This window comes from Chromobacterium sp. ATCC 53434, assembly GCF_002848345.1.
Lineage (GTDB): Bacteria > Pseudomonadota > Gammaproteobacteria > Burkholderiales > Chromobacteriaceae > Chromobacterium.
Genome location: NZ_CP025429.1, coordinates 1741788 through 1757161 on the forward strand (window position 1 = coordinate 1741788; position 15374 = coordinate 1757161).

The following is a 15374-nucleotide window of genomic DNA, read 5'->3' on the forward strand; positions in this document are numbered from 1 at the left end:
GGTCATTCGATGTCGTTGAGGTCGTCGAGCAGGGCTGCCAATTCGGTCTTGTCCAGCGCGACGCCGGCGAAGTCCGAGGTGTGGTAGGAGACGGCGGCGCCGCCGCGGCAATGCGCGGCCAGGTCCGCGAGCGCGAGCCGGCATTGTTCGGCCAGCGCCGGCGCGTCCTGGGCGTCGGCGTAGTCGAAGTCCAGCCGCAGGCGTCCGCCTTCGATGCGGGCGTTGACGGCCACCGCGTGCGGCAGCGGCTGGCGCGCGTCCTGTCCGGGGCCGCCTTCGCGTTCGGACAGCGTCGCCCGCAGATTCGGCAGCGCGCCGCCGTCGGCGTCGTCGATCCGGCCCAGGTAGTTGAAGCTCAGCGGCCGCGGCGGCGCGCGATCGAGCTCGCCGGCGATCCCGCTCAGATAGCGCAGCGCGCCGAAGCCGGTTCCACCGCCGGGGACGCCGCGCAGCGCCGCCTTGGCCGCGCCGACGACATCGTCCCAGCCGTCGCCGGCCGCCTCTATCCGCAGCGGATACAGGCAGGTGAACCAGCCCACGGTGCGCGACAGGTCCGGCGCCGGGGCCATCGCCGCGTCGCGGCCGTGGCCCTCCAAGTCCAGCGCCAGCGCCGATAGGCCGCTCTGGCGCCGCCAGGCCAGCGTCAGCGCCGCCAGCAGCAACTCCTGCGGCTGGGCGCGGTAGCGCTCGGCGCCGGCCGTCAGCAGCGCGTCGCTGATGTCGGCGTCCAGCTCCACCGCGACGCGGCGGCGGTCGGCGACGCGGCCGACGGCGGCCAGGCCCGGCGGGACGGGCAGAGGCGCGACGGCGCGGCGCCAGTAGTCCAGCTCGCCGGCGCGCGCGGCGGCGCCGTCGGCCTGGGCCCGCGTCCAGGCGCGGTAGCTGAACGGCACCGGCGGCAGCGCGATGTCGGTGCCGGCGACGGCCTGGCCGTAGGCGCTGTCCAGATCGTCGAGCAGGACGCGCCAGGACACGACGTCCAGCGCCAGGTGGTGGGCGATCAGCAGCAGCTCGGGCTTGTCGTCCGGACCGTCGTCGACCAGCACGGCGCGCAGCAGCGGGCCGGCCGACAGGTCCAGCGAGGCCTGCAGCCGCGCGCCGTGCGCCTGCAGCTCGGCTTCGCGGGCCGCCGGCGAGCCGGCCTTCAGCGCCAGCCGCTCCAGCGGCGGTTCGGCGCGCGGGCCGTAGTGCTGGCGCCAGGCACCGTCGGCATCGCGGCTCAGCCGCAGCCGCAAGGCGTCGTGCCGCGCCGCCATCGCGGCCAGCGCCGTGCGCAACGCCGCCGGATCGACGGCGGCGTCCAGCCGCAGCCTGAGGCTGAGGTTCCAGTGATGCGGGGCCGGCAGGTCGCGCTCTAGGAACCAGCGCTGGATAGGCGCCAGCGCCACCTCGGCCTGTTCCGGCTCGTCGGCGTGGACGGTTTTGGCGGCGGCGCCGGCGACGGCGGCCAGCCCGGCCACCGTCGGATGGGCGAACAGCGCGCGCGGCTCGATGGCTAAGCCGGCCTGCTTGGCGCGGGAGACGATGCGCAGCGCGACGATGGAGTCGCCGCCGGCGGCGAAGTAGTTGTCGTCGACGCCGAGCTCGGGACGGCCCAGCACCTCGCGCCAGACGGCCAGCAGCGCCGCCTCGGCCGAGCCGGGCGCGGCCTCGACGGCGGCGGCGGACGGCGTCGCCGCGTCCGCCGGCGACGGCAACGCCGCGCGGTCTATCTTGCCGGCCGGCGTCAGCGGCCAGCGCGGCAGCACCACCACCGCCTGCGGCACCTCGTGGGCCGGCAGCGTGGCGGCGGCGTGTTCGCGCAGTGCGGCCGGAGTCGGTTCGGCGTCCGGCCGCGCCAGCGCGTAGGCCACCAGTAGCCGGCGCTCGCCGTCCTGGCGTATCAGCGCCAGCGCCTCGGCGACGTCCGGGTGGCCGCGCAGCGCGGCGGCGACGCCGTCCAGCTCGATGCGGTAGCCCCGGTGCTTGGTGTGGCCGCCAGCGCGGCCGAGGAAGCGGATGCCGCCGTCCGGCAGGTATTCGCCAAGGTCGCCGCTGCGGTACAGCCGGGCGCCGGGGAGGCCGGACAAGTGGTCGGGCACGAAGCTGGCGGCGCTGCGGCCCGGCTGGCCGACATAGCCGCGCGCCAGCGCCTCGCCGCCGATATAAAGCTCGCCGGGCACGCCGGCCGGCACGATGCCGCCCCAGCGGTCCAGCAGATAGAGTCGCAGCCCGGCCATGCCGTCGCCTATCGATGGTTCGGCGTCGTCGGGGCCGCAGACCCGCATGCTGGCGCAGACGGTGGCCTCGGTCGGGCCGTAGGCGTTGACGACATGGCGCGAGCCGGCCCAGCGCGCCAGCAGGCCCGGCGCGGCGGCCTCGCCGGCGGCGATCAATGTCTTCAGGCCGGGCAGCGCGTCCAGCTCCAGCTCCGCCAGCAGCGCCGGCGGCAGCGTGACGTGACTGACGCCGTGGCGCAGCGCCGCGCGGCGCAAGGTGCCGGCCGGGTCCTCGGCGGCGCCGGCGTCCGGCAGGCACAGCGCCGCGCCGCTGCCGAGCGCGACGAAGATCTCCGAGATCGACGCGTCGAAGCTGATGGGCGCGAATTGGTAGACGCGGCTGTCGCCGTCTATCCGGAAGGCCTCGCGCTGCGCAAGGCACAGATTGGCGACGCCGCGGTGGCTGACGGCCACGCCCTTGGGCCAGCCGGTGGAGCCGGAGGTGTAGATGAGGTAGGCCAGATTGTCGACGCTCGCGGCGCAGGGCGGAGCGCCGTCCGCCTGTTGCGGCGCCTCCTCGTCCAGCAGCAGGCAGGCGTCGGGGCGGTGGCTCAGCGTCGGCAGCCAGCGGCTGTCGGACAGCACGATGGCGGCGCCGCTGTCGCCCAGCATGTATTCCAGCCGCTCGCGCGGGTAGGCCGGGTCCAGCGGCAGGTAGACGGCGCCGGCCTTCAGCGTGGCCAGCATCGCGACCACGGCGTCGACGCCGCGCGGCAGCAGCGTGCCGACGACGGTTTCCGGCCCGGCGCCTAGCGCCTGCAGCCGGCGCGCCAAGGCGTTGGCGCGGGCGTCCAGCTCGCCGTAGGCCAGCGCGCCGTGGTCGGACAGCAGCGCCGGCGCGCCGGGATGAGCGACGGCCTGTTGTTCGAACAGCGTGTGGGCCAGCCGCGGCGCGGCCAGCGCCGGCCGGGAGCCGGCGACGGCGATCCGGGCCTGCCGCTGTCCGGCCGGCAGCGGATCTATCTCCGCCAGCGCCGCGTCCGGCGCGTTCACGATGCCGTCGGCCACGCGCAGCAGCCGCTCCAGCAGTGCGGCGGCCCGCTCGTCGGACACGCGGGCGCGGTCGAAGGTCAGCTTGACCGTCAGCTCGCGACCCGGAATCACCGCCAGCGTTAGCGGATAATTGGTATGCTCGCTGAAGCGCGGGGTCTCGAAGCCGAGGCCGGCGGCGTCGGTCTGCAACATCGCGTCGGCCGGGTAGTTCTCGAAGACCAGCAGCGAGTCGAACAGCTGGGCGTGATCGCCGCCGGCCCAGCGCTGGACGTCGACCAGGCGGTTGTGCGCGTATTCCTGTATCTGCCCCTGATTGCGCTGGACCTCGGCCAGCAGCGCCGAGACGCGGGTGCCCGGCGCCAGCCGCACCCGCAGCGGCAGCGTGTTGATGAACAGGCCTATCATCTCTGCTATGCCGGGCAGGTCGCCGTTGCGGCCGGACAGCGTGGTGCCGAAGACGATGTCGTCGCCATGGCCGCCGCGGGCCAGCGTCAGCGCCCAGGCGGACTGGAACAGCGTGTTCATCGTCGCCGCGCAAGCTTGCATCGCGGCGGCGGCGCGCGCGCCCCATTCCGGCGACAGCCGGGTTTCCAGCTCGACGAAATCGGCCGGGCCGCGGGCGGCGCCGGCGAGCAGCGTCGGCTGTTCCAGGCCGGCCAGATGTTCGCGCCAGAAGCCTTCGTCGGCGCGGGCGCGGCGGCCGGCGCGGTCCAGCCAGGCCATATAGGCCGAGAACGGCCGGGCCGGCGGCAGCGCCGGCGCCTCGCCGTCGGCCAGCGTGCGGTACAGCGTCAGCAGTTCGCGGAAGAACAGGGGCAGCGACCAGCCGTCCAGCAGAATGTGGTGGTAGCTCCAGACCCAGCGCCAGCGTTGTTCGCCGAGACGTATCAGCGCCAGCCGCATCAGCGGCGCCGCGTCGAGTTCGAACGGCTTCTTGGCGTCGTCGGCCAGGTAGGCGGCCAGCGCGGCGTCCGGATCGGCCAGGCTTGACCAGTCCAGCCGGACCACCGGCAGCGGCGCCGAGCGCATCGCCGCCTGCAGCGGCTGCGCGAGCTCCCGCCAGTGAAAACCGGAACGCAGCAGCGGATGGCGCGCCAGCATCGCGCGCCAGGCGTCGGCGAAGGCGTCCGGGTCCAGCGGGCCGGACACCACGCTGCTGAGCTGCTCCAGATAGGCGCCGTCGGCGGCGTCGGCGACGCTGTGGAACAGCATGCCCTGTTGCAGCGGCGACAGCGGGTAAAGGTCCTCGAACGGGCCGATGCGCCGCGCCAGGTCTTCCAGCGCCGGTTGCGACAGCCGCGCCAGCGGATAGTCGGCGGCCAGCGCCGGGACGGCGGCGATCTCGTCCAGCGTCCGCGCCAGCTCGCTGCCGAACGTTTCGGACCAGGCCGCCACGGTGGCCGGCTCGAACTGGCCGCCGGGATAGCGCCAGTCGACGCGCAGCCTGCCGTCCAGCACCACCAGCACCAGATCCAGCGCGAACGGGCGGCCGTTGTCGGCGGCGCGCTCGCCGGCGATCAGCTCCGGCCGCAGCCGGAACCAGTCGCCGTCGGCGCCGCGCGGCGTCCCCAGGTAGTTGAAGCTGATTTCCGGCAGGCCGGCGGCGTGCAGCCGGCGACGCGCGTCTGCGTCCGGGCCCAGCCAGCGCGCCTGGCCGTATTCCGTGCCTATAGGCGACAGCAGCGACAAGCGGGCGGCGACGGCGGCCAGCAGCTCGGCCGCCGGGGCGGTGGCGTCGCCGTCGACGCCGAGCGGATACAGCGCGGTAAACCAGCCTACGGTGCGCGACAGGTCCAGGCCGGATTCGGCGTCGCGGCCGTGGTGTTCCAGCGTCACCGCGAAGCGCGGCGCGGCCAGCCGCGAGGCCAGCGTCCGCCACAGCGCCACCAGCAGCAGGGCGCTGACGCGCTGGCCGGCGCGGGCGCCGGCGCGCAGCAGGCGGCCGGTCAGCGCCGTGTCCAGTTCCCGGCTGATCACGCGCGAGGCGGCCTCGGTATTGGCCGCCGGCGCGGCGGCGTCGCGGCGCAGCGTCGGGAAGCCGGCCTCGGCCTGGTCCAGCCAGGGCGCCGGGTCGGCGACGGCGGCGGTCTCGACCTGCGACTCGGCCCAGCGGCGCCAGTTGGCCGGCACCGGCGCCGGCCGCGGCGTCTCGCCGCGCGCCAGCGCGTCCAGCGCCTGCGCCAGATCGCCAAGCAGGATGGACCACGACACCGCGTCCACCGCCAGGTGGTGGACGATCAGCGCCAGCGTATCGCCGCGGCCGCCGCGCAGCAGCAGCGCGGCGGCGATCGGGCCGTCGGCCAGGTCCAGCCCGGCCTGCTCATCGGCGATCAGGGCGCGGATGTCGTCGTCGCCGACGTCGTTTTCCAGCACCAGCTCGCGGCAGGGCCAGCGGCCGGGCTCGGCCGTCAGCAGCGGTTCGGGCGCGAAGCGCAGCCTGAAGGCGTCGTGGCCGGCGGCGACGGCGTCCAGCGCCGCCTGCAGGTCGCCGTATTCCAGCGGTCGCGCCAGGCCCAGCGCCAGCGCCTGGTTCCAGTGAGCCGGCGCGGCCAGCGACAGTCCGGCGAACCAGCGCTGCACCGGCGTCGCCGGCAGCGGGCCGGCGGCCGCCGCCGCTTGTTCGGCGGCGGCTTCGTCCAGCACCGCGGCCAGCTGCCGTATCGTCGGCTCCAGCAGCAGCCTGCGCGGCGTTAGCGCCAGGCCGGCGTCGCGGGCGTGGGAGACCGCCTGCAGCGACAGGATGGAATCGCCGCCCAGCGTGAAGAAATTGTCGTCTATGCCCGGTTCCGGAATGGCCAGCACCTGGGCCCAGATCGCCGCCAGCGCGCGCTCGGCGTCGTTGCTCGGCGCGACACGCCCGGCGGCGATCGCGGCCTGCGGCGCCGGCAATGCCTTGCGGTCGATCTTGCCGTGATGGGTCAGAACAAAGCGCTCCAGCACGACGATGGCGGCCGGCACCATGTAGTCGGGCAGTTCCTCGGCCAGCGCGGCGCGCAGCGCGGCCGGATCGGCATCGCCGGCGGCATAGGCCAGCAGCCGCTCGCCGGCGGCGGCGCGGTCGAGCAGCACCAGCGCCTCGCGCACGCCGGCCTGTCGGCACAGCGCCGCCTCGATCTCGCCAAGCTCGATGCGGAAACCGCGCAGCTTGACCTGGTGGTCGGCGCGGCCGAGGTATTCGATCTCGCCGTCGGCGCGGCGGCGCGCCAGATCGCCGGAGCGGTACAGCCGCGAGCCGTCGGCGGCGAAGGGGTTGGGCACGAAGCGGGCGGCGGTCAGCGCCGGGCGGTTCCAGTAGCCGCGCGCGACGCCGGGGCCGCCGACATAGATTTCGCCGGGCACGCCGATGGGCACCGGTTGCAGGAAGCGGTCCAGCAGGTGGAAGGACAGGTCGGCGATAGGCCCGCCGATGACGTTGCCGCGGCGGGCGTCCAGATCGACTTGGCGGATCGCGCGTTCGGTGACGTGCACCGTCGTCTCGGTGATGCCGTACATATTGACCAGTTCGGGCTTTTGGTCGCCGCGCTGTTGGAACCACGGCGCCAGGCTGCCCAGTTCCAGCGCCTCGCCGCCGAAGATCACCAGGCGCAGGTCCGGTAGCGGATGGCGCTCGGCGGCCGGGATCAGCTGGCGGAAGGCGGCCGGGGTCTGGTTCAGCACCGTGACGCGGTGTTGCTGCAGCCAGTCGGCGAAGGCTTCCGGCGAGCGCGAGACCCAGTAGGGCACCACCAGCGAGGTCCCGCCGAACAGCAGCGGCCCCCAGATCTCCCAGACCGAGAAGTCGAAGGCGTAGGAGTGGAACAGCGACCAGACGTCGTCGGGGCCGAAGGCGAAGCGCTCGGCGGTGGAGGCGATCAGCCGGGTGACGTTGTGGTGGCTGACGACGCAGCCCTTCGGTTGGCCGGTGGAGCCGGAGGTGTAGATGACGTAGGCGGCCTGCAGCGGATGCAGCTTGCGCGGCGGGGCCGACGCATCGCCGTCTAGTTCGGCCGCGACGTCTATCCAGCTGAGGTTCAGGCCCGCGGGCAGCGCGCTCGCCGATTCGGCGTCGCCGACGACGACAGCGAGGGCGCTGTCGGCGGCGAGGAATGCTAGGCGTTCGGCCGGATAGCCGGGGTCTAGCGGGACGTAGGCGGCGCCGGCCTTCAGTATCGCGACGATGGCGACCAACAGGTCCGGTTGTCGCTGGCAGCACAGACCGACGCGTTGCTCTGGGCGGACGCCGGCGGCGATCAGGCGGCGGGCCAGGCGGTTGGCGCGGGCATCCAGCTCGCGGTAGCGCAGCAGCTGGGTCTCGCCCTGGACGGCGACGCGTTCGGGATAGCGGCGGGCGGCGTCCTCGAACCAGGCGCACAGATCGGGATGCGGCGGCGTGACGATGGCGGGGGGCGGCGCGGCCTCGGCTGCGCCGTCGCTCAGCAGCGGCAGCCTGGCCACCGGGCAGCCGGGATCGGCGACGGCGGCTTGCAGCAGCGTCAGATAGTGGCCCAGCCAGCGGCGCGCGGTGTCGGCGCCTATCAGGTCGCGGCGGAATTCCAGCGTCGCGCGCAGGCCGTCGCCGGCCGGCTCCAGCATCAGGCTGAGGTCGAATTTGGCGGCGGCCGGGTAGACCGGCAGCGGTTCGGCCGAGAGGCCGCTCCAGTCTAGGCGGCCCAAGGGCGCGTTCTGCAAGGCGAACAGCGCCTTGAACGGCGCGTCCCGCACGCCGCTGCGCGGACCGGCCAGCTTCAGCGCCTGCTCGAACGGCGTGTCCTGGTGGGCGAAGGCTTCCAGGCAGGTGTCGCGGCAGCGGGCCAGCAGTTCGGCGAAGCCGGGCGCGCCGGCCAGGTCCTGGCGCAGGATCAGCGTGTTGACGAAGAAGCCCAGCGTCTGTTCGAACTCGGCGCGGTCGCGATTGGCCACCGGACTGCCGACGCAGATGTCCTCGCTCCCGCTCAAGCGGTGCAGCAGCGTCTGGAAGCCGGCCAGCACCGCCATGAACAGCGTGGCGCCATTGGCGCGCGCCAGCGTCCGCAGCGAGTCGACCAGCGCCGCCGGCAGCTCGGCGCCGACGGTGTCGCCGCCGTCGTCATCGGGGCGGCGGACGGCGAAGTCGCCGGGCAGCGCCGTCTCGTCATCGAGGCCCGCCAGCTTGTCGCGCCAGTAGCGGAGGTCGTCGTCATTGTCGCCGGCGGCGCGGCTCTCGCGTTCCCATTCGGAAAAATCGGCGTATTGCAGCGCCTCGGGCAGCTCGGGCGGCGGCAGGCCGGCGGCCAGCGCCGGATACAACGCGCCCAGCTCGCGCACCAGCACGCCCAGCGACCAGCCGTCGCAGGCGATGTGGTGGATGACGATGGAAAGCACGTGATCGTCGGGCGCCAGCGCGAACAGGCGGGCGCGCAGCACCGGGTCGCGCCGCAGATCGAAGCGGACGGCCGCCTCGGCGCGCAGCCGCGCTTCCAGCTGGTCTTCGTCGCAAGCCTCTCGCGGCAGCTCCAGCGCGGCTTGCGGCCGTATCAGCTGGCAGGGCTCGCCGTCTATCAAATCGTATTGGGTGCGCAGGATTTCGTGCCGCTCGACCAGCGCGGCCAGCGCCGCCTGCAGCGCCGCCGCGTTCAGCGGCCCGCGCAGCCGCAGCGCCAGCGGGATATGGTAGGCCGTGGAGTCCGGCGCCAGGTCGGCCAGCGTCCACAGCCGGCGCTGGGCGCCGGATTGCGGGAAGACGTAGGCGTCGAAGGAGGCGTTGGAGTCAGTTGCGTTCATTATTGGCCTTCGTTGGATTGCTTCAATTGGGATTCGCCATTGGCGCCGACGCTGACGCGCGACAGCTGGCGGCGCGCCTGGCGCACCGGCCCGGACAGCGGCTGCTGGTGGCGCAGCGCGTCTATGCGCGCGGCCAGATCGGCGACGCGCGGGTGTTCGAACAACAGCCGCAGCGGCAACGGCTCGCCCAGCCGTTCGCGCAGCCGGTTGGCGGCTTGGACCGCCAGGATGGAATCGCCGCCCAGCGCGAAGAAGCCGTCGCCGCGACCCACCGGCGCGATGTTCAGCAGCGTGGAGAACACCTCGGCCACCGCGTGCTCGGTAGGCGAGTGCGGCGGTTCCGCCTCGCGCCTGGCCGGCTGCTCCGGCGCCGGCAGCGCCTTGCGGTCGATCTTGCCGTGGTGGGTCAGAACAAAGCGCTCCAGCACGACGATGGCGGCCGGCACCATGTAATCGGGCAGTTCGGTGGCCAGCGCGGCGCGCAGCGCGGCCGGATCGGCATCGCCGGCGGCATAGGCCAGCAGCCGCTCGCCGGAGGCGGCGCGGTCCAGCAAGACCAGCGCCTCGCGCACGCCGGCCTGGCGGCACAGCGCCGCCTCGATCTCGCCGAGCTCGATGCGGAAGCCGCGCAGCTTGACCTGGTGGTCGGCGCGGCCGAGGTATTCGATCTCGCCGTCGGCGCGGCGGCGGGCCAGGTCGCCGGAGCGGTACAGCCGCGAGCCGTCGGCGGCGAAGGGGTTGGGCACGAAGCGGCTGGCGGTCAGCGCCGGACGGTTCCAGTAGCCGCGCGCGACGCCGGGGCCGCCGACATAGATTTCGCCGGGCACGCCGGTGGGCACCGGTTGCAGGAAGCGGTCCAGCAGGTGGAAGGACAGGTCGGCGATAGGCCCGCCGATGACGTTGCCGCGGCGGGCGTCCAGGTCGGCTTGGCGGATCGCGCGTTCGGTGACGTGCACCGTCGTCTCGGTGATGCCGTACATATTGACGAGCTCGGGCTTCTGGTCGCCGCGCTGTTGGAACCACGGCGCCAGGCTGTTCAACTCCAGCGCCTCGCCGCCGAAGATCACCAGGCGCAGGTCCGGCAGCGGGTGGCGCTCGGCGGCCGGGATCAGCTGGCGGAAGGCGGCCGGGGTCTGGTTCAGCACGGTGACGCGGTGTTGCCGCAGCCAGTCGGCGAAGGCCTCGGGCGAGCGCGAGACCCAGTAGGGCACCACCAGCGAGGTGCCGCCGAACAGCAGCGGCCCCCAGATCTCCCAGACCGAGAAGTCGAAGGCGTAGGAGTGGAATAGCGACCAGACGTCGTCGGGGCCGAAGGCGAAGCGCTCTGCTGTGGCGGCGATCAGCCGGGTCACATTATGGTGGCTGACGACGCAGCCCTTGGGCTGGCCGGTGGAGCCGGAGGTATAGATGACGTAGGCGGCTTGCAGCGGATGGATGCGGCGTGGCGGGGCGGAGGCGTCGCCGCTCAGCGCTTCGGCGACATCAATCCAACGCAGGCCCAGGCCTGCGGGCAGCGTCGGGGCCGATTCGGCGTCGCCGACGACGATTGAGAGGGCGCTGTCGGCGGCGAGGAATGCTAGGCGCTCGGCCGGATAGCCGGGGTCGAGCGGGACGTAGGCGGCGCCGGCCTTCAGTATCGCGACGATGGCGACCAACAGATCCGGCTGTCGCTGGCAGCACAGGCCGACGCGCTGCTCGGGGCGGACGCCAGCGGCGATCAGGTGGCGGGCCAGGCGGTTGGCGCGCACATCCAGCTCGCGGTAGCGCAGCAGCTGGGTCTCGCCCTGGACGGCGACGCGCTCGGGGTAGCGACGGGCTGTGTCCTCGAACCAGGCGCACAGATCGGGGTGCGGCGGTATGATGGAAGGCGCGGCCTCACCGTCGCGCAGCAGCGGAGCCAGCCAGCCGGCGTCCGGGTCGGCGGCGAGCGCGGTCAGCGCCTGCTGCAGATGGCCGTGCATCGCTTCTATCTGCCGCTGGCCGAATTCGGCCTCGTCCCAGGCCAGCGTCAGTTCCATGCCCATATCGCGCGGGTCGCGGCTGAACTGCACCAGGCAGGGGAAGTCGGTCTCCTCGAACACCTCGACGCCGTCGACCGTCACATCGGGCAGCGCCAGCACTTGTTCGTAGACATGGAAGTGGATGTAGTTGAAGCCGACCTCGAAGCCGCGCTGGCCGCGATTCTGCTGCATGATGGCAGCCAGCGGCAGCCGGCGCAGCGGCTGCAGGGCAAGCTCCTGCTCGAACACGCTATGCGCCAGCTGGGCCCAGCTACCCGGCGCCAGTTCGACGCGCAAGGGCACGGTGTTTAGGAACAGGCCCAGCGCGGCGGCGCTGTCCTCGCTTTCCGGACGGCTGTGGGTGACGTAGCCGGTCGCGGCCGTGGAGGCGCCGGTCAGCCGCGCGAGCACGCGCAGATGCGCAGTCAGCAGCAGCGTTTTCAGCGGCACGGCCAAGCGGACGGCGGCCGCGTCCAGCGCGGCCGACAGTTCGGCCGGCAGCATTCGGCTGAGCCGGCGCACATGGCGCACGCCGGCGGCCGGGGCCGCCGGTTCCAGCCGCGGCAGCAGCGCGAGCTCGTCGTCGGCCAGCCGCTCGCGCCAGGCCTGTTGCAATGCCGGATCGCGCTCGGCCTGTTTCTGCTCGGCGATGAAACGGGCCGTCAGCCGGCCGTCGGCGTCGCTGACGGCGGCCGCCTGCGGTTGTCGAAGCAAGCGCAGCAGGTCGGTGACCAGCGTCGCCACGCTCCAGCCGTCCAGAATCGCGTGATGGAAGCTCAGCGTCAGCCGCAGCCGCTCGTCGTCAAGGCGGAACAGCGCCAGCCGAAGCAGGTGGTGGCGACTGGGCTGGAACGGCCGCGTTTTTTCCGCGGCGACGAAGTCGTCCAGCGTCTGTCTTTGCTGCTGCGGGGACTGCGAGCGCAGATCGGTCAGCGTCAGCGGAATGTCGCCGTCGCGGTGTATCAGCTGCAGCGGCTCGGTGTATTCGTTCCAGTGAAAAGAGGTGCGCAGCGCCGCGTGGCGGGCGCACAGCTTCAGCACGGCCTCGCGCCAGGCGGCGCCATCCCACGGCAGACTCAGGTCGAAGCTGAAGATGTCGTGGAAGATCGCGCCGTCCGGCGACAGCTCGCTGTGGAACAGCATGCCGGCTTGCAGCCGCGACATCGGCAGCGCCTCGACCACATCGTCCGGCAGCCGGCGCCGGTCGGCGTCATTGATCAGCGCGAACGGCGAGTACGGTTCCGTTGCCGACGGCGCGCCGGTATCGGCGCTGGCGTCGGCGCACAGCTGGCGCAGCGTCGGCTGCGTGAACAGCCGCTGCACGCTGATCGCCAGGCCGGCGTCGCGGGCGCGGGAGACCACCTGCAGCGACAGGATGGAGTCGCCGCCCAGCGTGAAGAAGTTGTCGTCTATGCCTGGTTCCGGAATCGCCAGCACCTCGGCCCAGATCTTCGCCAGCGCCCGCTCGGCGTCGTTGCGCGGCGCGACGCGCCCGGTGGCGATCGCGGCCTGCGGCGCCGGCAGCGCCTTGCGGTCGATCTTGCCGTGATGGGTCAGAACAAAGCGCTCCAGCACGACGATGGCGGCCGGCACCATGTAATCGGGCAGTTCCTCGGCCAGCGCGGCGCGCAGCGCGGCCGGATCGGCATCGCCGGCGGCATAGGCCAGCAGCCGCTCGCCGGCGGCGGCGCGGTCCAGCAGCACCAGCGCCTCGCGCACGCCGGCCTGTCGGCACAGCGCCGCCTCGATCTCGCCAAGCTCGATGCGGAAGCCGCGCAGCTTGACCTGGTGGTCGGCGCGGCCGAGGTATTCGATCTCGCCGTCGGCGCGGCGTCGGGCCAGGTCGCCGGAGCGGTACAGCCGCGAGCCGTCGGCGGCGAAGGGGTTGGGCACGAAGCGGCTGGCGGTCAGCGCCGGACGCCTCCAGTAGCCGCGGGCGACGCCGGGGCCGCCGACATAGATTTCGCCGGGCACGCCGGTAGGCACCGGTTGCAGGAAGCGGTCCAGCAGGTGGAAGGACAGGTCGGCGATAGGCCCGCCGATGACGTTGCCGCGGCGGGCGTCCAGGTCGGCCTGGCGGATCGCGCGTTCGGTGACGTGCACTGTCGTCTCGGTGATGCCGTACATATTGACGAGCTCGGGCCGCTGGTCGCCGCGCTGTTGGAACCATGGCGCGAGGCTGTTCAACTCCAGCGCCTCGCCGCCGAAGATCACCAGGCGCAGGTCCGGCAGCGGGTGGCGTTCGGCGGCCGGGATCAACTGGCGGAAGGCGGCTGGGGTCTGGTTCAGCACGGTGACGCGGTGTTGCCGCAGCCAGTCGGCGAAGGCCTCGGGCGAGCGCGAGACCCAGTAGGGCACCACCAGCGAGGCGCCGCCGAACAGCAGCGGCCCCCAGATCTCCCAGACCGAGAAGTCGAAGGCGTAGGAGTGGAACAGCGACCAGACGTCGTCGGGTCCGAAGGCGAAGCGCTCGGCGGTGGAGGCGATCAGCCGGGTGACGTTGTGGTGGCTGACGACGCAGCCCTTGGGCGTGCCGGTGGAGCCGGAGGTGTAGATGACGTAGGCGGCCTGCAGCGGATGGATGCGGCGCGGCGGGGCCGACGCATCGCCGCTCAGCGCTTCGGCGACGTCGATCCAACGCAGGCCCAGGCCTGCGGGCAGCGTCGGGGCCGATTCGGCGTCGCCGACGACGACGGCGAGGGCGCTGTCGGCGGCGAGGTAGGTGAGGCGTTCGGCCGGATAGCCGGGGTCGAGCGGGACGTAGGCGGCGCCGGCCTTCAGTATCGCGACGATGGCGACGAGGAGGTCGGGCTGGCGCTGGCAGCACAGGCCGACGCGCTGCTCGGGGCGGACGCCGGCGGCGATCAGGCGGCGGGCCAGGCGGTTGGCGCGGGCATCCAGCTCGCGGTAGCGCAGCAGCCGGGTCTCGCCCTGGACGGCGACGCGCTCCGGATAGCGGCGGGCGGCGTCCTCGAACCAGGCGCACAGATCGGGGTGGGGCGGCGTGATGATAGCAGGGGCCGGAGGCGCGATGGCCGGCAGGGGCGCGGTCAGCGTCTGTTCCGGATGCGCCAGCACTTGGTACAGCAGCGGCTCGACGCCGGCGACGACGGCGGCCGGGTCCAGCTCGGCGAAGCAGGCCAGGTTGTAGTCCAGGTCCACCTTGACCGGGCGACGCTCATCGGCTTCGCGGATGAAGATTTTCAGCGGGTAGTGCTGGGACAGGGTGCGCATCGCCGTCATATTGCTGACGGTGCCGTCGAACATGTCGTTGTAGTCGTGCTTCTCGTACGACAGGCTGATTTCGTACGGCAGCCTGCCGCCGGCCAGCCCCTCGGTCTCGCCTATCGGATAGCGGTGGTGGCGGAAATCGGACTTCAGTTCGCGCTGAATCTGGTCGAGCAAGTCGGCGAAGCTCCAGTCCGGCCGCAACCGGAGCCGCAGCGGGCACAGGCTGGCGAACAGGCCGGGCGAGTGCTTGGCCAGCGCGGTGCGGCGGTTCAGTATCGGCAGCGCCAACAGCAGGTCGTCGGCGCCGAGCGTGCGCAGCATATGGGTGTAGATCAGGCCGATGAAGAAATGGAACACACTGACCTGGTGGGCGGCGGCCAGGTCCCGTATCCGCTGGTAGGCCTCGACCGGTATCCAGAAGCTGTGCTGGCCGCAATCCAGCCGGCCATCGGCTTCGGCGAACAAGCGGGTCTGGTAGCCGGCCAGCTTGTCCTGCCAGTAGCGGCGGTCCTTCTCGTAGTGGGCGGAAGCGTAGTAGCCGTTCTCGTCGTCGACGATGTCCTGCGGCGCCATCATCGCCGTCGGTTCCGGCAGCCTGCCCTGGCGCAGCGCGTTGTAATAGCCGCATTTCAGCTGGTAGAGCTGGGCGATCGCCCAGCCGTCGAAGGCGATGTGGTGAAAGCGGCCGTAGAGGATGAAATCGCGCTCGCCGTGGCGCAGCAGCGTGTATGCGGCCAACGGCGTTTCTCCGTCGAAAGGAAAGGCCTGGGCGAAGTCGCGTTCGGCCCAGTCCCTGGCCGCCCGTTCCGGGTCCGGCTCGCCGCGCAGGTCGATGAAGGCCAGCGGAGCGGGCGCGGGCGGGCATAGAACCTGGCATGGTTGGCCGCCGTTGTCGTCTATCGCCATTCTCAGCGCTGGTGTGCGTTCTATCAGTCCGGCCACCATGGATTTCATCAGCTCGATATCGAGCGCGCCCTGGATTTTTATAAAGCCGCCGATATTGAATAGCGCCGGCTTCGAGAATAACGATTGATGAAAATATATTTCCAGCTGCCTGCGTGTAAGCGGGAACTTTTTCATTTGAGCTATTCCGATCTTATTAAGAATATTTGAATTAAAAATGTACAGGCTGCTTGAGTGTATTGGCGTTAAT

At 72.1% G+C, this 15374-nt stretch carries 2 protein-coding genes; both read right to left on the reverse strand.

The annotated features are described in order from the left end of the window. Window positions 1-2: 2 nt before the first annotated feature. Window positions 3-8990 carry a non-ribosomal peptide synthetase gene (locus CXB49_RS08015; RefSeq protein ID WP_101707901.1) on the reverse strand — a complete coding sequence of 2996 codons (8988 nt, stop codon included), beginning with the start codon at window positions 8988-8990 and terminating at the stop codon, window positions 3-5. Then, window positions 8990-15301 (reverse strand): non-ribosomal peptide synthetase, encoded by a 6312-nt coding sequence (locus tag CXB49_RS08020; protein WP_101707902.1) that lies wholly within the window; start codon window positions 15299-15301, stop codon window positions 8990-8992. Before CXB49_RS08020 ends, CXB49_RS08015 begins: the two co-directional genes overlap by 1 nt. Window positions 15302-15374: the final 73 nt, after the last annotated feature.